The organism is Comamonas sp. DB36, from assembly GCF_057914905.1.
The window spans coordinates 188,626-207,181 of sequence record NZ_CP196631.1 but is presented as its reverse complement, the minus strand read 5'-3'; the positions used below and the strand labels follow the sequence as shown (position 1 = coordinate 207,181).

Here is an 18,556-nt window from a genome sequence, read left to right as displayed (position 1 = left end):
ACCGGCCCGCCGCTCCCTTCGCACCGCCGCATGCCGCCCACCGACGACCTCCCTGGCTCCTCCGCCCCCTTCTCGCTGCGCGCGATTGCGCTGCCCGCGTTTGGCCCCTCGCTGATGTTCGGCATAGGCGAAGGCGCGATCCTGCCCATGATTCCGCTGATGGCGCGCGAACTCGGCGCAAGCATCGCCATGGCTGCGCTGATGATCACGCTGCTGGGACTGGGCTCGCTGCTCAACAACCTTCCCGCCTCGTTCATCACCATGCGCTGGGGCGAGCGCGGCGCGATCATTGCCGCGGGCTTCTGGAGCGCGGCCGGCATGCTGCTGTGCCTGCAGACCCAGCGGCTCGAACTGTTTGCGCTGGGCTGCTTCATGGTCGGCATGTCGCAGTCGGTCTACAACATCGCGCGCCAGAGCTATCTCACGGCCGCCGTTCCGCCCGGTTATCGCGCGCGCGCGCTGTCGACGCTGGGCGGGGTGATGCGCATAGGCCTGTTTGTCGGGCCGTTTCTCGCGGCAACGGTGGTGCATGCCTATGGCATGGGCGCGGCGTTCTGGATAGGCATCGCGGGCGTGACCTGCGCCTCGCTGATCGGCATGCGCGTGCCCGATCTGCCCGAGCCCGCGCTGCCCGCGGGCCAGGCACCGGTAAACACCACCTGGCTGTCGATTCTCAAGGACCACCGCCGCGTGTTCCTGACGCTGGGTTTTGCCATCCTGCTGGTGAGCGCGGTGCGCGCCTCGCGCCAGGCCGTGCTGCCGCTGTGGGCCGACCACCTGCTGCTCGCCCCCGCCGCGGCCTCGCTGATCTACGGCCTGGCCGGCGGCATAGAGATGCTGCTGTTCTACCCCGCGGGCAAGGTCATGGATGTCAAGGGCCGGCGCTGGGTCGCGCTGCCCTCAATGATCATCATCGGCGTGGCATTGATGCTGGTGCCGTTCACCACGGGCTTTGTGAGCCTGCTGATCGCCGCCATGGCCATAGGCTTTGCCAACGGCATAGGCTCGGGCCTGATCATGACGCTGGGCGCCGACCATGCGCCGCCCCATGGCCGCGCCTACTTTCTCGGCGCCTGGCGCTTCATGGCCGATGTCGGCTCGACGGCCGGTCCGGCCCTGGTCGCGCTGCTGGCCGCCGCGGTGTCGCTGGCCGTGGGCGTGGCGGCCACCGGCGCGTTTGCCTTCACCGCCGCAGCCATGATGGCGCGCTGGATTCCGCCGCACCGGGCGCGCTGACGGCCGACGCCGTGCAGGCAAAAAAAACGCCCTGTGAACAGGGCGTTTTGCAGGCGGGACGCGGCTACTTCTTGAGCTTGTACGCCACGACGTAATCGCCGGCCTTGGTGCCGATCGAGCCGTGGCCCCCGGCCACCAGCACGACCATCTGCTCGCCCTGGCTGTTGAGGTAGCTCATGGGCGTGGCCTGGCCGCCGGCCGGAATGCGCACATCCCAGAGGATCTTGCCGCTGGCCACGTCATAGGCGCGGAAGTTGTTGTCGACGGCAGCGCCCAGGAAGGCGACGCCGCTGGCGGTCAGCAGCGGGCCACCGATGCCGGGAACGCCGACACGGATGGGCAGCGGCACGGGCGACAGGTCCCGGATGGTGCCGTTGCGGTACTGGTAGGCGATCTTGCCGGTGCGCAGATCGGCCGCGGCCACCGTGCCCCATGGCGGCACCTGGCAGGGCACGCCAATCGGCGACAGGAAGGGATGCATCGCAACCGCATAGTCGGCGCCGGCATTTTCATTCAGGCCCTGCTCGCCGGTATTGGTCTGCTGCCCCGCGATGTCTGCCTTGGGCACCAGCGTAGAGACAAAGGCCAGATAGGTTGGCATGCCGAACATCACCTGGCGCTGCGGATCGACCGCGACGCTGCCCCAGTTGAAGACGCCGAAGTTGCCCGGATAGATCAGCGAACCCTGCAGCGACGGCGGCGTGTAGCGGCCTTCGTAGCGCAGCTTCTTGAACGCGATGCGGCACATCATCTGATCTATCAGGCTCGCACCCCACATGTCGGACTCGCGCAGCGCGGGCGGCTCGAAGCTCAGCGCCGACACCGGCTGGGTCGCGGCCACGGTCTGGCCGGGAATGTCCGTGCCCTGCGGCGCGGCGCGTTCGCTGACCTGCTGCAGCGGCGTGCCGTCGCGGCGGTCGAGCACATAGACGTCACCCTGCTTGGTCGGCACGACCAGCGCGGGCGTTCGGCCCTTGGCCAGGTCGAGGTCCAGCAGCACGGGCTGCGCGGGCGAGTCCATGTCCCACAGATCGTGGTGCACGAACTGGCGCACCCAGCGCACCTGGCCGGTCGCGAGGTCGAGCGCGACGACCGAAGTCGCGTACTTCTCCTCGTCGGCGTTGCGGAACATGCCCAGCTGGTCGGGCGTGCGGTTGCCCATGGGGAAATAGGCCAGGCCCAGTTCCAGGTCGGCGCTGGCCACCGACCAGCTGTTGGGCGAGCTGGCCGCATAGACCTGGGTGGGATCGTTGGGGTCGAACGGCGCGGTCTTGGCCGCATTGCCCGAGTCCCAGTTCCACAGCAGCTTGCCGCTGCGCACGTCATAGGCGCGGATCACGCCCGATGGCGAGTTGACAGCGTAGTTGTCGTTGACCGCGCCGGCAATGATCACCGTGTCGCCCGCGACCAGCGGTGGCGAGGTGGCGTAGTAATAGCCGCCCTGCTTGAACGGCATGTTGTGCGTCAGGTCGATGGCGCCGTTGCTGCCGAAGTCGGCGCAGGGCTTGCCGGTGGCGGCGTCCAGCGCATGCAGCTTGGCATCGGCACTGGGCAGGAAGATGCGGTTGGAACAGGTTGCCGTGCCGGCCGCAGCCTGTGCGGGAGCAGCGGCGGCCGTCGCCGTCGGCGCCGCGCTGGCGTGGAAGGACACGCCGCGGCAGGTCTGGTGCTGGCGTTGCGATTCCATGCCGGCCTTGGGATCGAAGCGCCAACGCTCCTTGCCGGTATCGGCGTCCAGCGCGATCGCCAGGCTGTGCGGCGTGCACAGGTACAGCGTGTCGTTGATCTTCAGCGGCGTCGCCTGGTAGGTGGTTTCGGTCACGTCCTGGGGGCCGCGCACGTCGCCGGTCTGGATCTGCCAGGCGACATCGAGGTTGGCGACGTTGTCGGGCGTGATCTGCTTGAGCGGCGAGAAACGCTGGCCATGGCCGGTGCGGCCGTAGGCGTTCCAGTCGCCTTCGGCCAGCGCGCCGTCGCCCAGCTTGGGGTCGGCATTGACGACGTCCATGGGCAGCGTGCCTTCGATTTCATGCAGATGGCGCGGAATGCCCACCAGCGCCACCACGGCCGTCAGCAGCGATGCCGCGAGAACGGGCCAGCCCGCGCCGAAACGGCCTTCGCCAGTCGCGCCCCGGCGCGCGGCCGGAACGGCCATCAGCACGCCGATGATCACCGGCAGGCCCAGGCGCGTGGCCAGCGGCCACCAGTAGAGACCGGCTTCCCACAGCGACCAGGCCAGCAGTACCAGCAGCCAGACCGCGTACAGCGGCGTCGCCCAGCGCTTGCGCGCGAGCATGCCCACGGCGACGGCCAGCACGACCAGGCCGCTGAACAGATAGAACGGGCTGCCGCCGAGCGACAGCAGCCAGCCGCCGCCAATGGTCAGCGGCAGGCCCAGCAAGGCCAGAAGCAGTATGGTTAATGCATGCATGGCGTGCCTTTCTTCTGCGGGGAGAGAATGGATAATGCCATGATTGGAATATGGTTTTTTTGCATGGTTGGGTTGAATAGCGACGCTGACGCAGCGAATTTCGAACGCGCTAGGCAATGCCAGGCCGTTTTATTCGCCGCATGTCGTCCGGGCCGCCATCATATTCCCGCAGAAAGAGCTTGTTGCCAGCGTTACTACTCAGTCATATAGAACACCGGGTCCGAAATCACCATGCCCAAGACCCCGATTCTGCGTCGATTCAAATCCTCACAGCCCGGCAAGGCAGGCCGGGCCTTGTAGGCCATGGCTTACAAATAACTTGGGATACGACCACTTCGCCGACATTGGTTTGAACGCAAACCGACGATTCAAATCCGAATGCGTGTTACCCGATAATCATTGGCGCGAATGGATTGCCGGTGTGCCGATTATGAAAACCCGCTGCAAGGACCAAACGGCCAGCATTGAATATCCGTTCGTGGTGGGCCGGAAAAATGGCACAAAAAAATCGGGCGGGATTATCCCGCCCTGAGCTCGCGTGAATCGGCAAGGCCGCGGCTACGACAGCCCCTGCAGGCCTTCCTCGTACTGCCCCGCAATCAGCACGAACAGCATGCGGCAGCTACGCCCCGAGCGGTTGGCCCAGGCATGGTTGGTGCCGCGCTGCACCACCACGCTGCCGGCCTGCAGCAGCACTTCGCCTTCATCGAGTACCAGCGTCAGCTCACCTTCGATCACCACGCCGTAGTCAATGGACTCGGTGCGGTGCATCAGGGGATGGGGCGAATGCGCGTCCACGGTCGAGGCCCGGGCGTCGCCGATCTGCGCAAACGCGGCCTGCATGCGATCGGCGCCATGGGCCAGGAAGTCCGCGGTATCGGGCGGAATGTCGACAAAGCGGATGCGCGTGCCCCCGGCTGGCGGGGGCAGCACCAGCGGCCCCAGCGTCGGATCGGCAGCATTGGAGATCGGCGCCGGACTCTGCGCGGTGCTCCAGACCTCGTGAAACACCGTGCCGGGAATCGCCGCGACTTCGACCACCGTGGGCAGGGGGCCGCTGCTGGCGACCACCGCCCGGCCGCGCGCGTCGTGGCCGGTGACCACGCGGTGGATGGCCGGCAGGCTCATGGCCGATCCTCGTCGAAGATCGCCACGGCGCGCGTCCAGCCCGCCGAGGCGCCGCGGATCTTGTGCGGAAAGCAGCTGATGGTGAAGCCGGTCGCGGGAAGGGCTTCGAGGTTGTGCAGTTTTTCCAGATGGCAGTAGCCTATGTCGCGGCCCGCCTTGTGGCCTTCCCAGATCAGCGCCTTGTTGCCGGTCGCGGCCACCTTGGCGGCGGTGTACGAGAACGGCGCGTCCCAGCTCCAGGCGTCGGTGCCGGTGAGGCGCACGCCGCGCTCGAGCAGGTACATCGTCGCCTCGTAGCCCATGCCGCAGCCCGCGCCCAGGAAGTCGGGATGGCCGTAGCGGCTGCCGGCGCGCGTGTTGACGACCACGATGTCCAGCGGCTGGAGTTCATAGCCAATGCGCTGCAGCTCGGCCTCGACATCGGCGGCGGTGGCGACATAGCCGTCGGGAAAGTGGCGGAAGTCCAGCTTCACGCCGGGCTGGAAGCACCATTCGAGCGGCACTTCGTCAATCGTGATCGACGGCCGCGCGCCGCCGAGCTTGGCGTCCTGGGTCGAGTGGAAATGCCAGGGCGCGTCCAGATGCGTGCCGTTGTGCGTTGTGAGCGTGACCCACTCGGCCGCGGCCGCCTCGCCATCGGGATAGTCCTCGGCCGTGGTGCCCGGAATCATCGCCATGAACTCGGGCAGCGTGTCCGCATGCTTCTGGTAGGTGATCCGGGGCGCGAGCGGCGGCGGGTCCGAGAGCACATCGTTTTCGAGATAGATCGACAGGTCGACGAACCTGCGCTGGGGCTTGGCGTTCATAAGGCGGAGGCTTTCATTCGGCGACCAAGCCAACGGCGCGTGCCAGGGCCTGGTGGGTCTGGATTTCGGTCTGGTAGAAACGGTCGAGTTCGGCCAGCGTCAGCGGGCTTTGCGGGTCCGTGCCCTGGCTGCGCAAAAAGGCCTGGACTTCGGGGTCGCGCATCGCGGCGTCGAACGCCGCATGCAGGCGCTTGGCCGCGGCATCGGGCACGCCGCGCGGCACCAGCAGCGCGCCCCAGGCGGTGTGCACGAAATTGCGCAGCGCCGTATCCTGGTTCCTGAGCGGCGCCGCATTAGGCAGCAGCGCGGGCGCCTGCTCGGCCGTGCTGCCGAAAGCGCGCAGCTTGCCGGTCGTGATCAGGTCGAGCCCAAGGCCGCCCAGCGGCACGAACGACAGATCGATCTGCCCGCCCGCGAGGTCCTGCACCGCGGGCGGCACGCCGCGGTAGGGAATGTGCGACAGCTGCACGCCCGACAGCTGCGCCCACTGTGCGCCCATCAGATGGATCATCGAGCCCTGGCCGATATGGCCGAAGCTCAGCGGCTTGCCCGCCTTGTCGGCCGCGCGCGCCAGCGCCAGCAGCTCCGAGTACTTTTGCGCGGGCAGATCGGGCCGGCCGGCGAGCACATAGCAGGCGCGGCCGAGCAAGCCCACGGGCCGCATCTGGCCGGGTTTGTAGCGCACGCTGAGCAGCGCCGCGGGCGTCAGAATGGGCTCGGTCTGCGAGACCATCACCGCGGTCAGGCCGTCGGCAGGCGCATTGAGCATGCGCTGCACACCGATAGCGCCGCCTGCACCGGGCTGGTTCTCGACGATCACCGTCTGCCCGAGTTCGCGCTGCATCTGTTGCTGGAGCCGGCGCGCGAACACGTCGCCGGGATTGCCCGCAGGCTGGGGCACGATGATGGTCACATGGCGCCCGCCCTGCGCCAGCGCCAGCGGCGCGAAGCCGCCGACGGCCAGCGTGGCCAGCAGCGTGCGGCGTCCCCGGAAACCTGGTTGTTCATTCATGTTTGCTCCTGTCGTTCTTGTTGTTTCGCGGCGCTTTCCACCCCTGCGCCAGAACTGCACTCTAGACAAACCGCTTGTATTCCTGAAATGGATTCTTTAGATTCCAGGAATCGACACCATGAATATCAATACAAACCCGAGAACAGAAATGCAGGTCCAGAGCTGCCGGTCGCTCGGAAGAACCCGCAGCCGGAGACATGCGCTTCAACAAACTCGATCTGAACCTGCTGGTGGCGCTGGACGCGCTGCTGGCCGAACGCAACATCAGCCGTGCGGGCGAGCGCCTGCATCTGAGCCAGCCGGCAATGAGCAATGCGCTCGCCCGCCTGCGCAGTTTCTTTGGCGACGAACTGCTGGCCGCGCAGGGCCGGCAGATGGTGCTCACGCCACGCGCGCTGGGCCTGATCGAGCCGGTGCGCGACGTGCTGATGCGCATCGACAGCACGATCACCACGCCGCCGCTGTTCGACCCCGCGCAGTCCACGCGCACTTTTGTGCTGCTGCTGTCGGATTTCACCACCGCGGTGTTCATTCCGCCGCTGCTCGAGGCGCTCTACCAGCAGGCGCGCGGAATCCGCCTGGAGCTGCGCGCGCTCAACGACAAGCCCGCCGAGCAGCTCGAGCAAGGCGACGCCGACCTGCTGATCATTCCCGCGCAGTTCACCGCCGCCAACCATCCCTCGGCGCCGCTGTTCGAGGAGCAGTATCTGTGCGTGACCTGGGCCGGCCATAGCCGCATCCAGCACGCGCTGACGTTCAACGACTATCTCGAATGCGGCCATGTGGTCGCGAACTACGCGACCGGCCAGCAGCGCGCGGCGTTCGACAGCTGGTTTCTCGACCGCTTCGGCATCCAGCGCCAGGTCGAGGTGTCCGCGCCCAGCATGGCGGCCCTGCCCCAGATGGTGGTCGGCACCGACCGCATTGCGACGGTGCACAGGCGCGTGGCGCTGCAGGCGGAAAAAGTGTTGCCCATCAGGCTGTGGCCGCCGCCGCTGGAAGTGCCCACGCTGGAGCAGACCCTGCAGTGGCACCGCCACCGCGATGCCGATCCCGCGCTGCAGTGGATGCGCGAACTCGCGCTGCGCGTGGGGCGCGCGATCTAGCCTTCGCCGGCCAGGATGGCGCGCATGGCGTCCAGGCGTTCGGGGCATGCATGCTGCAGCCAGTGCGGGATCTGCGCGGCCGCCAGCGGCCGCGCGAACAGATAGCCCTGGATGCTCTCGATACCGCAGCGCACGACGCTGCGCAGTTCGGCTTCGGTCTCCACGCCTTCGACCGTGGCCAGCAGGCCCAGGTCGTGCGCCATCGCCGCGACATGGCGCAGCAGGATCTGGCGCTTGACGTCATTCTCCACGTCCCGCAGGAACAGCCGGTCGCATTTGATGCTGGTCAGCGGCAGGTTCGCCAGCAGGCCCAGCGAGGAAAACCCGGCACCGAAGTCGTCCATGATCACCTGGATGCCGCGCGCATGCAGTTCGCTCACGCTGAGGTAAATGCTGCGGCCGTTGGCCGTGATCGCATGTTCGGTCAGCTCCAGCCTGACATGCTGCGGACTGAGCCCACGCTGGGCGATCTCGGCCAGCAGCCAGTCGCAGAAACCGCTGGCCATCAGCGTCACGGGAGCGATGTTCACATGGATTGCCAGCGCATGTCCGCTCTCGTGCCACTGCCGGGCATGGCCGAGCGCGTTGAGCACGATGAGCCGGTCCGCCTGCTGCGTCTGGCCGCGCAGCTCGCATACCAGGAAGAATTTCTCGGGGTTGATGCGGCCCAGGCGCGGATGCTCCAGCCGCAGCAGGGCTTCGAGATGCACCGACTGGCTGCGCAGGTTGACGATGGGCTGGAAATGCAGCGCCAGCCTTTCGGGCAGCAGCAGCTCGTGCAGATAGTCGGCGATCAGCGCCAGCCGCGCATCGGATTGCACCACCGCCGAGTCCGCGCTGGAGCGAATCATCGACAGGCCGCGATGCACCAGTTGCTGGCGCCCGCGGTCGGCGCGGATGTTCGTCAGCTGCTCCAGCGAGATCGCGCCGGCGAAGATGCCCACCACGATCAGGGCCGCGGACTCATCGAGCGAGGTGGCCCCGAGGGCATTGAAATCCTGGTGGTACTCGAACGAAATCGACAGCAGCCATTGCAGCGCCACGACCACGCCGCCGCAGACGACCCACTCGGTCCAGGTGTCCGCATGCGGCGAGGCCGCGCCCCGCAGGCGCAGCCCCTGGAGGCGCCATGCCCGAAACATCACCAGGGCGGCAAGCACGACGCAGGCCAGCGCGAAAGGCAGGACATGGATGCCAGCGGCGCGGGAAAAGCAGTTCGTCACCAGGATCGTGTAGCCCAGCAGCAGTCCGGCCGACATTCCCGCGCTCGCCAGCATGCGCCACGACCAGCTGCGGCGCGAGAGCAAGGTGGGCAAGGTGAGCCGGCAACTGAGCACCATCACGACCAGCGCCGACAGCGCGGGCAGCAGCGTCCATTCATGCAGCTGGATGTCGACACGCAGATAGACGATGGCCATGACCAAAGCCCAGAAGATGCAGCCCATGCCCAAAGACGCGAACGACTCGAACACCCTGCGGCTGGCCTGGTCCACGGACAGCGACACATACTCGCACAGGCGCTGCGCGGCATAGACCGTCATCGAGGCAGCCAGCCAGAATGCCGCCAGCTGCCACAGAGGGGGAAGAACGGCTGGTGCGGAGTCGACGAGTTGTCCCAGCCCGGCGTCCGCGCCTGGCCACGATAGATATTGGTCCATGGATTCAAGGCGCTGCTGAGCCGCCGGTTTGGCCCGCATGCGCTTGCGCCGCAGGCGGCGCACCGCGTTCCTGCGCACAGGCGGACCCATTCCTCCAGCCAGATTGCCGGAGTGCGCAAACTATACGCGGTCGACAGCAGCCCGCCCGCAATGTACCGCGGCTTGCGCCCGCAGCGCGCGCCGCGGCACTTCGCGGACAATGGCCGGCAAGAACATGCTTTGCGCCTTCACACCCCATGCTTGAATACCTCACCATTCCCGTCACCGCCTTCCAGCAGAACTGCTCGCTGGTCTGGTGCAGCGAAAGCCGCGACGCGGCCGTCATCGACCCGGGCGGCGACCTGCCCGTCATCCTGGCCGAAGTCGAGCGCCTGGGCCTGACGCTGCGCGCGATCTGGCTCACGCATGCGCATATCGACCATGCGGGCGGCGCGGGCGAGCTTGCGCAGTCGCATGCCCTGCCCATCATCGGCCCGCATGAAGGCGATCAGTTCTGGATCGACGGCCTGCCCCAGCAAAGCGCGATGTTCGGCTTTCCGCCCGCGCAGAGCTTCACGCCCACGCGCTGGCTGCATGATGGCGACAGCGTGCAGATAGGCCGGGAAACGCTGGCCGTGCGCCACTGCCCGGGCCATACGCCCGGCCATGTGGTGTTCCATGCGCCGCAGATCGAGCGTGTGTTTGTCGGCGATGTGCTGTTCGCGGGCAGCATAGGCCGCACCGACTTTCCCCAGGGCAACCACGAGCAGCTGATCGCGAGCATCACCGAGCGCCTGTGGCCCATGGGCGGCGCCACGGTGTTCATTCCCGGCCATGGCCCCGAAAGCACGCTGGGACGCGAGCGGCTGAGCAATCCTTATGTGGGCGGGACCTGAGTCAGGCTGAGTTTCAGGACAGGGCGTTCATCCTTTGACGAGATCTCAAGAAACCGCTTTTTCCTCGAGATAAATGAGTCAATCAGTAAGGGATGAATTCTGGCAACAGCGGCGTCCAGCAGATGAACACCGGTCGCCCTGCGCTTGTCGAAGGGCGTTTTGGCGCGTGCCGCAAAAAACCATGGCGGCTATATGTAAGTCCTGCGTTCACCCTTCAACAGGCTTGTATGGTTTGGTCTCCATCAAACACATGCCACCATGACAAGTCCACTTGCCAAGCTCACAGCCGGAACAACCAACTGGAAACCAGCGATCAAGTGAAATCGTAGTGAGCACGATGCCAGTGATGGCGCTAGCTGAGCCGACGGCAGCACCCATCAGACGAGCAACTTCATCCACGCCTTCACACCCATCACCGTGAGCGAAAAGACGAAGGTGGGCGGCAGCGGCTGGGGACAGGGCTTGCAACAGACCGCCACGCAAAGGCCGGTGCTGATTGAGTTGCTGAATCAGGCCAGAGGCGAGCGCAGTACAAGACCACAGCGGTGACATGGCACAAAACATAGAGCTATGGATTGGGAGACAACAGCGCGCTCATTGTGCAGCCCTACAACACTATTACTCAGTTGAATGTAGCCAATGCAGTTATTTGGAGAAATACGGAATGAACAATAAAGACAAGGGGAACGCAAATATCGGAATCGGCTTCGTCGGGTTGGTGCTCGGCTTGGTGAAATTGTTTGAACCACCTTCAATCCGGCCTACGGGTCGTTGGTCAATTATATTCGGCCCGCTATTCGATTCATTCGGACCAGCCGGACCAGCAGCGGCGTTTATTGCTATTGGTTTTTTACTTATTATTTTCGGAATTTTTCTCAGGTGTAAATGATGAGACATCAAGTCGTTGCCTTTACCAGAAGCGACATTGTCGTAGCAGATGGCGCCATTGCTACAGCCAACCTTGCCGCCTCCGAAATTAGCGGGCAGTCGGTCGTTTTTTTCACAAAGTCAGCAAACAACATAATGCCGGCGATCGAGATAGCAAAGAATATTCATGACCTTCATAAGGTGGTCTCCAATGCGGTTTCTGGTGATCTGAATGAGAATGTAAAAGAGCCCTTTGCATCGGTACTGGGCATGATGGCTGCCACCGCGTCAATTGGAGGAGGCCCTGCTGCCGCTGCCGACACTCTTATGTCCGAGGCATTCAGCACCTCATATGACACCGCTTCAAACTGGTCGAGCCAGCAAGACTGGTCGCCATTATTTGACTTCATCGAATAGATACACGCCGATGACGAAGCATCTATATCGCCAATAGCTTTTAATCCAGATTTGCACCTTGCTCCTGGACTCCCGAGCGGCTGACCACATCCACCTGCCGGTTATCTCTCTCATTATCGGCACCCCCCGATCCTCTAGTCAAAAAAATCATTTACGTTACCCCATGATTATCGGCTTGGATGGCGCGGCCCACCTGGCGGCACTGGCGCAGCAATCGGTGGCAGAACCGGCCGTGGCGCAGGCGTTTATGGATCGGGGATATAACGTCATGGCTGGCTCCGCGACGGCAGGCAGTGCAGGAAATGACCTCCTAGTCTGAACCATTTGGGTGCCTATTTCATCGGCGGCGGTTTGGACCATGACGTCTTTAAAGGGATCGAAGGCAACGCCAGCTTGTACGGCTATTTTGCCGCCGGGCCGCCCCAAGGCGGCGAGGGCCCCCTCGGAGGGCAGCGACCACACGCAGTGAGGGAGCGTGGGGGCCTTATTTCCTCGCCTGGCGATACAGGCCATCCACCTTGGGCACATTGCGCTGCAGCTCGCGGATACGGTCCGGGCCGCTGGGATGGGTCGAAAGAAACGCCAGGCCGCCGCCGCTGCCGCCCGTCTCCTTGCCCATCTTCTGCCACAGCGTGACCGCCGCCTGCGGGTTGTAGCCCGCGCGCGCGGCCATTTCCAGGCCCACGAGGTCGGCGTCGCTTTCATCCGAGCGGCTGAACTGCAGGCTCAGCAGCTGCGCGCCCACCTTGGCGGCCGCATTGCCCAGATCGCCCAGACCCAGCAGCTGCGCGCCCAGCGACAGGCCGATGTTGGTCGCCTGGCTCTTGGCGAGCTGCTCGCGCGAATGTTCGCGCAGCGCATGCGCCATTTCGTGGCCCATGATCATCGCGGTCTCGTCGTCGGTCAGCGCGAGCTTGTCGAGAATGCCGGTATAGAACGCGATCTTGCCGCCGGGCATGCAGAAGGCGTTGATTTCCTTGCTGCCTATCAGGTTCACTTCCCAGCGCCAGGAGCGCGCGCGCTCGTTCCATGATTGGGCGTAGGGAATCAGGCGCTGCGCGATCACGTGCAGGCGCTGGAGCTGGGGATTGCCCGCGGGCGCGAGCGCGCCCTGGGACTTGGCCTTGGCAAGCAGCTGCTGGTACTGCTCGGCAGCCGCCTCTTCGAGCGTCTGCGCAGGCACGAGCTGGCGCAGGCGCGAGCCGCTGCCCACGTCGACCTGGGCCAGCGCCGCCCCACCCGCGCCCGCGAGCGCCGCCGCGCCGCCCAGACGCAGGAAAGCGCGCCGCGCCTGCCACAGGCTCGCGCCGGGAGCGCAACAGCGCAGGCACGGGGCCGCGCTTTCGTGGGGGAGAGAGGGGAAGTCGTGGTGCTGCATGCGCAAAAGTCTAGCGGTTCTGCCGCCGCCGCTCGTCAGACAAGGGCGCAACCGCGGCGCTTGCGCGAACGCGGCGGCAAAGCATGCCGATAATGGGCCCGCAGCCTGCTCTTACCGACATGACCCAATCCACCTCCCAAGCCGTGCCGACTTCCGGCCCCGTTCCCACCCGCAGCTGGCGCGATACCTGGCGGGTCTACCGCGAGCCCGCGAGTTGGCGCATGCTGGCGCTGGGCTTTTCGGCGGGCCTGCCGCTGCTGCTGGTGCTGGGCACGCTGTCGTTCTGGCTGCGCGAGGCCGGCGTGGACCGCGCGACCATAGGCTATCTGAGCTGGGTGGGCCTGGTCTATGCATTCAAATGGCTGTGGTCGCCGCTGGTCGACCATCTGCCGCTGCCGCTGCTCACGCGCCGGCTGGGGCGCCGGCGCAGCTGGCTGCTGCTGTCGCAGCTGATGGTCATGGCCGGCCTGATCGGCATGGCGTTCAACGACCCGCTGACCAGCCTGCAGCCCGTGGTCTGGTGCGCGCTGGCCGTGGCCTTCGGCTCGGCGACGCAGGACATCGCGCTCGACGCCTTTCGTATCGAATCGGCCGATACCGACCGCCAGGCCGCGCTCGCCGCGACCTACCAGACCGGCTACCGGCTGGCGATGATCTGGGCCGGTGCGGGCGTGCTGTGGATCGCGGCGCGCACCCAGGGCGATGCCACGGGCTATATGCACAACGCCTGGCAGGTCGCCTACTGCGCGATGGCCGCGAGCATGCTGCTGGGCGTGGTCACGGTGCTGCTGTCGCGCGAGCCCGCGCCACGCGCGCTGCCGCGCGCGCGCAATGCGGCCGAATGGCTGCGCGGCGCGCTGGTCGAGCCGTTTGCCGACTTCATCCGCCGCTACCGCTGGCAGGCCGCGCTGATCCTGGCGCTGATTGCCGTCTACCGCATCAGCGACGTGGTGATGGGCATCATGGCCAACCCTTTCTATGTGGACATGGGCTTCACCAAGGACGAGGTCGCGGCCGTGACCAAGGTCTTCGGCGTGATCATGACGCTGGCCGGCGCGTTTCTCGGCGGCGCCATGGCCATGCGCTGGGGCGTGATGCGCGTGCTGATGCTCGGCGCGCTGCTATCGGCCGTCACCAACTTGCTGTTCGCGCTGCTGGCCACGCGCGGCCACGACCTCACGGGCCTGGTGTTCGTGGTCTCGGCCGACAACCTGGCCGGCGGCATTGCCTCGGCGGCGTTCATCGCCTATCTTTCGGCATTGACCAATGTGCAGTACTCGGCCACCCAGTACGCGCTGTTCAGCTCGATGATGCTGCTGGCGCCCAAGTGGATTGCGGGCTTTTCGGGCGTCTTTGTCGATGCCCACGGCTATGCGACGTTCTTCACCGCCACGGCGCTGCTGGGCCTGCCCGTGCTGCTGCTGGTCTGGGCCGCGTCGCGCGTGCCGCTGACACATGATTGACGGGAGTTGCCGCGCGCAGCAGATTTACCCCATCTTTACGCAGGCGACAAGCCGCTGTGACAGCCTGGCGCCACCATTGCAGGCATGGCCCTGCCCTCCTACTCCCCCACTTCGACGGATCCCATGAGCGTTCACCACCTGCTGATGATTGAAGACGACGCCCGGCTCGCGCAGATGGTCGGCGAGTATCTGGGCCAGAACGGCCTGAAACTCAACCACTGCGGCGATGGCCTCAGCGGCCTGGCCGCGCTGCAGGTCACCGACCCGCAGGCCCTGCCCGACCTCGTGATCCTGGACCTGATGCTGCCCGACATAGACGGCCTCGAAGTCTGCCGCCGCATCCGCGCCCTGCCCGGGCCAGCGGCGCAGACGCCGGTGCTGATGCTCACTGCCAAGGGCGACCCCATGGACCGCGTGATAGGCCTGGAAATCGGCGCCGACGACTACCTGCCCAAGCCGTTCGAGCCGCGCGAGCTGCTGGCGCGCATACGCGCCATCCTGCGCCGCCAGGGCCATGGCGCGGTCGAAGCTCCCAGCCAGGCGCTGCGCTTCGGCACGCTGGAGATCGACCGCGATGCGCGCACCGTGACCGTGGGCGGCCAGCTCTGCGAGCTGACTTCCTATCAATTCGACCTGCTGGTCGCGCTGGCCGAACGCGCCGGGCGCGTGCTCTCGCGCGAACAGATCATGGAAGCCGTGCGCGGGCGCGAGCTCGAGGCGTTCGATCGCTCGATCGACGTGCACATGGGCCGCATACGCGCGGCCATCGAAGTCGACCCCAAGGCTCCCAAGCGCATCCTGACGGTGCGCGGCGTGGGCTATGTGTTCGCCAAACAGCAGGACTGAAGCCATGTCGCTGCTGCGCCTCTTTTCCCGCCGCCTGTATCTGCGCATCTGGCTGGCCGTGGTCGGCGGCGTGGCAGTGCTGACGCTGCTGGTCGCCTGGGCCTGGCAGACCGCGACGGAATTCAATGCGCAGCAAAACAGCGCCAGCGCAGCGCCGGCGCGCGAGATCGTGCTGCGCGACGCCGACGGCCAGGTGCTGGCCCAGGGTCTGGGCATACGCCGTCCGGGCGATCCGTCCGAAGGGCTGCGCTTCGATATCGCCGGTGCCGACGGCCAGAACTTCAGTCTGCAGATGGCGCCGCGCACCCAGCGCGGCGAGCGCCCGCCGCCGCATGGCCCGGCAGCGTTCTGGCTGCGCCCGTTTGGTTTCCTGTGGATGCTGGCGCTGGTCGGCGTCGCCGTGGCGCTGGGCGTGTTTCCCATCATCCGCCGGCTGCTCAAGCGGCTTGAAAACCTGCAGCGCAGCGTGCAGCGCTTTGGCGAAGGCGACCTCGCGACGCGCGTGCCGGTGCAGGGCAATGACGAGCTGGCCGACCTGTCGCGCCAGTTCAACGCCTCGGCCGAGCGCATCGAGGCGCTGATGGCCTCGCAGAAATCGCTGCTGGCCAATGCCTCGCACGAGCTGCGCTCGCCGCTCACACGCATACGCATGGGCATGGAGCTGATGTCGGGCAACCAGCCTTCGCCGGCATCGCGCGCCGAAATCCTGCGCAACGTCAACGAACTCGACCAGCTGGTCGACGAAATCCTGCTCGCGAGCCGGCTCGACTCGCGCGAAGTCGATGTGGGCACCGAGGAGTCGGTCGACCTGATAGGTCTGAGCGCCGAGGAATGCGCGCGCGTCGACGCAGAATTGCAGCTGCAGGACCTGGCGGCGCTGGAAGTGCCCGGCGTCGCCAAGCTGCTGCGCCGCGCGGTGCGCAACCTGCTGGAGAACGCGCGCCGCTACAGCCACGGCGAAATCACGCTCGAGCTGGCGCGCATCGACGGCCAGGCCGAAATCCGCGTCGACGACCGCGGCCCGGGCGTTCCGGCCGATCAGCGCGAGCGCATCTTCGAGAAGTTCTACCGCCTGCCCGGCGCAAGCGAGCGTTCGGGCGGCGTGGGCCTGGGACTGGCGCTGGTGCGCTCGATTGCCGAGCGCCACGGCGGCAGCGTGCGCTGCGAGGCGCGCGAAGGCGGCGGCGCGCGTTTCGTGCTGCGCCTGCCGCTGGCCTGAACTCAGTCCGCGGCGCGCCGCGCCTGCGCGGGCCGCGGCGTGGCGCCGTACAAGGCATCGGCGCACAGCACGATCAGCAGCATCACGAAGAAATGGCTTTCACGCGAGCTCCACAGCGAGGCATTGATCAGGCTGTTGACGGCCAGCATCACCGCAAAGCTCAGCAGCAGGCGGCGCTGATGCGGCTGGGCGCGGCGCGCGGCCCAGACCGGCGCGCCGATCAGCGCCAGGAAAGCGAGCAGACCCAGAATGCCGTTCTCCATCCAGAGAAACAGGTACTGGTTGTGCGGATGCCAGCGGCCGAACGCGCACCAGCCTTCGGCCGTGACTTCCTCGCACCAGGTGTCGTGGTAGCTGCCCGTGCCCCAGCCGGTGATGGGCTTTTGCTCGACCAGCGACCAGGTGTTCTTCCAGAAGTTGATGCGCCCGCCGATGCTGGTGATTTCCATGCTCTTGCTGTTGCGCGCTTCGGTGATGCCCAGCTTCACGCGCTCCTGCACTTCGGTGGAGGTCGCCACCACCGTCACCAGGCCCAGCGCCAGAACGCCCAGCGCGAGCCAGCGCTTCCAGCCCTGGGCAGCCAGCAGCAGGAAGGCAAACAGCGCCACCATCAGCAGCAGGTAGCCGGTGCGCCCGCTCGACAGATGGGTGATGCTCAGCGCACCCAGCAGGGCCGCAAACCACCAGGCGCCGCGCCGCCACCAGGCCGCGCCGGCGCGCAGGCCCCGGTCCAGCGCCAGCACGACGAAGAACGTCATCATCACGTTCTGCGTGATGTAGTCGCCAATCACCGTATGGTCCTGGCCCCAGCCGAGGTTGTGGGTGCGCGACCAGGGCAGGTCCCAGAAGATGTTGGCGTAGACCGAGCCCAGGATGAACAGCATGGCCAGCACAAAGGCATCGACGCAGCGCCGGCGCCAGACGCTCTCGGCCAGCAGCGCAATGCACACCGGCACCAGCAGCAGCTTGCTGTACTTGGACAGGTGCAGCACGATGTCGTCGTGGCTTGCGGGCGTGTACAGGATGCCCAGCAGCATCAGCGCGTACAGCCCCAGCGCCGCCCAGACCACGGGGGCGCGGCGCACCGTGGGCCAGCGCTGCCAGATCCGGCCGCTGAGCAGCCCGAACAACAGTGCCAGTGCCATCGCGATATATGCAAGCGCCATCGCCACGGGAAACGACAGGAAGACCACGACCAGGCAGACCAGGGCGGCAGATTCGGAAAGCGCCTGCATGCGGCGGGTATCAAAGGTCATAGAGAAAATACCGGGGGGAATAGAAAACGGTTTTTAATGGCGGCATTGCCGCCGGCCCTGCTCGCTCAGGAAAGCCCCAAGTCGACATGCACCGGGCTGCGCGCCTTTCAGCGGCTGTATTGAGTAACAATTTGACTATGAAATTTCCTACCGTCCATGCCATGTACTGGGACAACATTCCCGCCAGCATCCTGTCCAAGCAGCGCGAAGTCTTCGCGCACCTGGACATACCGCTGCAGCAGGAGCGTGCCGACCAGCAGCCCCATGGCCTGTGGATGAACGAAGTCATCGAGCGGCTCGCACCCGAGGACATCGTGGTGTTCTGCGACATCGACGCGTTCGCGCTGAATCGGGCGGCGTACCTCGCGGCCGTCCAGCACGCTGAAAACGGTGCGCTTTTCGGGCTTGCACAGTTCTCCAACCACAAGCAAGGCACGCAAGTGTATGCGGGGCCGATGTTCATGGCATTCCGCAAGAGTATGTGGATGCAACTGGGCCGGCCCACGATGCGCTCGAGCAAGCTCCACGACGCGGCCGAAGTGATGTCGGTGCTGGCGCGCGAAGCCGGCATTCCCGTGGTCATGCCGGCCGTGAGCGCCTGCCTGCTTCCCAAATGGTCGCTGGGCAACGAAGGCGTGTTCGGCATAGGCACTTTCTACGGCGAGCGCGACTTCTTCCATCTGTTCGAATCGCGCAAGCCCGCGTACGAAGCCATTTTCCATGCGGTTGCTGACGACGTGCTTGCAGACCGGCCGCTGAACTTCCGCCACTACCTCGAAATCGTCGAGCAGTTGCAGGCCGCGGAAAGCGGCCAGCCGCCGCGCCGTCGCCCGTGGTGGAAGCGCCTGTGGAAGTGAA

19 protein-coding genes are annotated in these 18,556 nt (G+C 66.0%); 12 read left to right on the top strand and 7 right to left on the bottom strand.

Annotation, left to right across the window (positions count from 1 at the left end):
- Nucleotides 1-30: 30 nt before the first annotated feature.
- Complete coding sequence (locus ACSVDO_RS00950; protein WP_489594618.1) at nucleotides 31-1,236, top strand: MFS transporter; 1,206 nt, start codon at nucleotides 31-33, stop codon at nucleotides 1,234-1,236.
- A gap of 64 nt (nucleotides 1,237-1,300) precedes the next feature.
- Here ACSVDO_RS00950 and ACSVDO_RS00945 read toward each other — a convergent pair whose 3' ends face one another.
- On the bottom strand, nucleotides 1,301-3,667 hold the full coding sequence (locus ACSVDO_RS00945; RefSeq protein WP_489594617.1) for a membrane-bound PQQ-dependent dehydrogenase, glucose/quinate/shikimate family: 2,367 nt from the start codon (nucleotides 3,665-3,667) through the stop codon (nucleotides 1,301-1,303).
- Between the two features lie 319 nt (nucleotides 3,668-3,986).
- Here ACSVDO_RS00945 and ACSVDO_RS00940 point away from each other — a divergent pair, with 319 nt between their 5' ends.
- Entirely contained in the window at nucleotides 3,987-4,199 is a 213-nt protein-coding gene (locus tag ACSVDO_RS00940; protein WP_489594616.1) for a hypothetical protein, read from the top strand.
- A 26-nt stretch (nucleotides 4,200-4,225) separates the two neighbouring features.
- Here the strand turns inward: ACSVDO_RS00940 and ACSVDO_RS00935 are convergent, their stop codons facing one another.
- The 3 genes from ACSVDO_RS00935 to ACSVDO_RS00925 are packed head-to-tail and all read right to left on the bottom strand — an operon-like array spanning nucleotide 4,226 to nucleotide 6,613.
- Nucleotides 4,226-4,795 carry a cupin domain-containing protein gene (locus ACSVDO_RS00935; RefSeq protein ID WP_489594615.1) on the bottom strand — a complete coding sequence of 190 codons (570 nt, stop codon included), beginning with the start codon at nucleotides 4,793-4,795 and terminating at the stop codon, nucleotides 4,226-4,228.
- Complete coding sequence (locus tag ACSVDO_RS00930) at nucleotides 4,792-5,601, bottom strand: cyclase family protein (RefSeq protein ID WP_489594614.1); 810 nt, start codon at nucleotides 5,599-5,601, stop codon at nucleotides 4,792-4,794. The genes ACSVDO_RS00935 and ACSVDO_RS00930 overlap by 4 nt, the downstream gene beginning before the upstream one ends.
- A gap of 13 nt (nucleotides 5,602-5,614) precedes the next feature.
- Nucleotides 5,615-6,613 (bottom strand): Bug family tripartite tricarboxylate transporter substrate binding protein, encoded by a 999-nt coding sequence (locus ACSVDO_RS00925; RefSeq protein WP_332548567.1) that lies wholly within the window; start codon nucleotides 6,611-6,613, stop codon nucleotides 5,615-5,617.
- Nucleotides 6,614-6,810: 197 nt separating this feature from the next.
- Between ACSVDO_RS00925 and ACSVDO_RS00920 the strand changes: the two genes are divergently transcribed.
- Entirely contained in the window at nucleotides 6,811-7,719 is a 909-nt protein-coding gene (locus ACSVDO_RS00920) for a LysR family transcriptional regulator (protein ID WP_332536976.1), read from the top strand.
- Here ACSVDO_RS00920 and ACSVDO_RS00915 read toward each other — a convergent pair.
- A complete protein-coding gene (locus ACSVDO_RS00915; protein ID WP_489594613.1) occupies nucleotides 7,716-9,377 on the bottom strand; it encodes an EAL domain-containing protein in 1,662 nt (553 codons plus the stop codon). The two genes, ACSVDO_RS00920 and ACSVDO_RS00915, sit on opposite strands and share 4 nt — an antisense overlap.
- 236 nt (nucleotides 9,378-9,613) lie before the next feature.
- Between ACSVDO_RS00915 and ACSVDO_RS00910 the strand changes: the two genes are divergently transcribed.
- The 5 genes from ACSVDO_RS00910 to ACSVDO_RS00890 all read left to right on the top strand — a co-directional run bounded on the left by ACSVDO_RS00910 (nucleotide 9,614) and on the right by ACSVDO_RS00890 (nucleotide 11,855).
- On the top strand, nucleotides 9,614-10,252 hold the full coding sequence (locus ACSVDO_RS00910; protein ID WP_332536973.1) for an MBL fold metallo-hydrolase: 639 nt from the start codon (nucleotides 9,614-9,616) through the stop codon (nucleotides 10,250-10,252).
- Nucleotides 10,253-10,669: 417 nt separating this feature from the next.
- Nucleotides 10,670-10,801 carry a hypothetical protein gene (locus ACSVDO_RS00905; protein ID WP_489594612.1) on the top strand — a complete coding sequence of 44 codons (132 nt, stop codon included), beginning with the start codon at nucleotides 10,670-10,672 and terminating at the stop codon, nucleotides 10,799-10,801.
- 115 nt (nucleotides 10,802-10,916) lie between these two features.
- Nucleotides 10,917-11,141 carry a hypothetical protein gene (locus ACSVDO_RS00900; protein WP_489594611.1) on the top strand — a complete coding sequence of 75 codons (225 nt, stop codon included), beginning with the start codon at nucleotides 10,917-10,919 and terminating at the stop codon, nucleotides 11,139-11,141.
- Nucleotides 11,141-11,536 carry a hypothetical protein gene (locus tag ACSVDO_RS00895; RefSeq protein WP_489594610.1) on the top strand — a complete coding sequence of 132 codons (396 nt, stop codon included), beginning with the start codon at nucleotides 11,141-11,143 and terminating at the stop codon, nucleotides 11,534-11,536. Before ACSVDO_RS00900 ends, ACSVDO_RS00895 begins: the two co-directional genes overlap by 1 nt.
- A gap of 58 nt (nucleotides 11,537-11,594) precedes the next feature.
- Entirely contained in the window at nucleotides 11,595-11,855 is a 261-nt protein-coding gene (locus ACSVDO_RS00890; protein ID WP_489594609.1) for a hypothetical protein, read from the top strand.
- 165 nt (nucleotides 11,856-12,020) lie between these two features.
- Here ACSVDO_RS00890 and ACSVDO_RS00885 read toward each other — a convergent pair whose 3' ends face one another.
- Nucleotides 12,021-12,914, bottom strand: a complete 894-nt coding sequence (locus ACSVDO_RS00885) for a M48 family metallopeptidase (RefSeq protein ID WP_332548562.1) — start codon at nucleotides 12,912-12,914, stop codon at nucleotides 12,021-12,023.
- Nucleotides 12,915-13,033: 119 nt separating this feature from the next.
- Here ACSVDO_RS00885 and ACSVDO_RS00880 point away from each other — a divergent pair, with 119 nt between their 5' ends.
- From ACSVDO_RS00880 to ACSVDO_RS00870, 3 genes are all read left to right on the top strand, one after another.
- A complete protein-coding gene (locus ACSVDO_RS00880; protein WP_332548561.1) occupies nucleotides 13,034-14,377 on the top strand; it encodes an AmpG family muropeptide MFS transporter in 1,344 nt (447 codons plus the stop codon).
- Nucleotides 14,378-14,500: 123 nt separating this feature from the next.
- The gene (locus ACSVDO_RS00875; RefSeq protein ID WP_332536967.1) at nucleotides 14,501-15,223 is read left to right on the top strand and encodes a response regulator transcription factor; all 723 of its coding nucleotides are present in this window, start codon (nucleotides 14,501-14,503) and stop codon (nucleotides 15,221-15,223) included.
- A 4-nt stretch (nucleotides 15,224-15,227) separates the two neighbouring features.
- Nucleotides 15,228-16,442 carry an ATP-binding protein gene (locus ACSVDO_RS00870; protein ID WP_489594608.1) on the top strand — a complete coding sequence of 405 codons (1,215 nt, stop codon included), beginning with the start codon at nucleotides 15,228-15,230 and terminating at the stop codon, nucleotides 16,440-16,442.
- 2 nt (nucleotides 16,443-16,444) lie between these two features.
- On the opposite strand, the gene ACSVDO_RS00865 is transcribed toward ACSVDO_RS00870, so the two are convergent.
- Nucleotides 16,445-17,698: an O-antigen ligase family protein gene (locus ACSVDO_RS00865; RefSeq protein WP_489594607.1), complete on the bottom strand. Its 1,254-nt coding sequence runs from the start codon at nucleotides 17,696-17,698 to the stop codon at nucleotides 16,445-16,447.
- A gap of 137 nt (nucleotides 17,699-17,835) precedes the next feature.
- Between ACSVDO_RS00865 and ACSVDO_RS00860 the strand changes: the two genes are divergently transcribed.
- The gene (locus ACSVDO_RS00860; protein WP_332536961.1) at nucleotides 17,836-18,555 is read left to right on the top strand and encodes a hypothetical protein; all 720 of its coding nucleotides are present in this window, start codon (nucleotides 17,836-17,838) and stop codon (nucleotides 18,553-18,555) included.
- Nucleotide 18,556: the final 1 nt, after the last annotated feature.

Excerpts from the sequence above, each read along its gene's own strand:
- ACSVDO_RS00950 (WP_489594618.1), top strand. The coding sequence starts at position 31 with ATGCCGCCCACCGACGACCTCCCTGGCTCCTCCGCCCCCTTCTCGCTG.
- ACSVDO_RS00945 (WP_489594617.1), bottom strand. The coding sequence starts at position 3,667 with ATGCATGCATTAACCATACTGCTTCTGGCCTTGCTGGGCCTGCCGCTG.
- ACSVDO_RS00935 (WP_489594615.1), bottom strand. The coding sequence starts at position 4,795 with ATGAGCCTGCCGGCCATCCACCGCGTGGTCACCGGCCACGACGCGCGC.
- ACSVDO_RS00930 (WP_489594614.1), bottom strand. The coding sequence starts at position 5,601 with ATGAACGCCAAGCCCCAGCGCAGGTTCGTCGACCTGTCGATCTATCTC.
- ACSVDO_RS00925 (WP_332548567.1), bottom strand. The coding sequence starts at position 6,613 with ATGAATGAACAACCAGGTTTCCGGGGACGCCGCACGCTGCTGGCCACG.
- ACSVDO_RS00920 (WP_332536976.1), top strand. The coding sequence starts at position 6,811 with ATGCGCTTCAACAAACTCGATCTGAACCTGCTGGTGGCGCTGGACGCG.
- ACSVDO_RS00915 (WP_489594613.1), bottom strand. The coding sequence starts at position 9,377 with ATGGACCAATATCTATCGTGGCCAGGCGCGGACGCCGGGCTGGGACAA.
- ACSVDO_RS00910 (WP_332536973.1), top strand. The coding sequence starts at position 9,614 with ATGCTTGAATACCTCACCATTCCCGTCACCGCCTTCCAGCAGAACTGC.
- ACSVDO_RS00900 (WP_489594611.1), top strand. The coding sequence starts at position 10,917 with ATGAACAATAAAGACAAGGGGAACGCAAATATCGGAATCGGCTTCGTC.
- ACSVDO_RS00895 (WP_489594610.1), top strand. The coding sequence starts at position 11,141 with ATGAGACATCAAGTCGTTGCCTTTACCAGAAGCGACATTGTCGTAGCA.
- ACSVDO_RS00885 (WP_332548562.1), bottom strand. The coding sequence starts at position 12,914 with ATGCAGCACCACGACTTCCCCTCTCTCCCCCACGAAAGCGCGGCCCCG.
- ACSVDO_RS00880 (WP_332548561.1), top strand. The coding sequence starts at position 13,034 with ATGACCCAATCCACCTCCCAAGCCGTGCCGACTTCCGGCCCCGTTCCC.
- ACSVDO_RS00875 (WP_332536967.1), top strand. The coding sequence starts at position 14,501 with ATGAGCGTTCACCACCTGCTGATGATTGAAGACGACGCCCGGCTCGCG.
- ACSVDO_RS00870 (WP_489594608.1), top strand. The coding sequence starts at position 15,228 with ATGTCGCTGCTGCGCCTCTTTTCCCGCCGCCTGTATCTGCGCATCTGG.
- ACSVDO_RS00865 (WP_489594607.1), bottom strand. The coding sequence starts at position 17,698 with ATGACCTTTGATACCCGCCGCATGCAGGCGCTTTCCGAATCTGCCGCC.
- ACSVDO_RS00860 (WP_332536961.1), top strand. The coding sequence starts at position 17,836 with ATGAAATTTCCTACCGTCCATGCCATGTACTGGGACAACATTCCCGCC.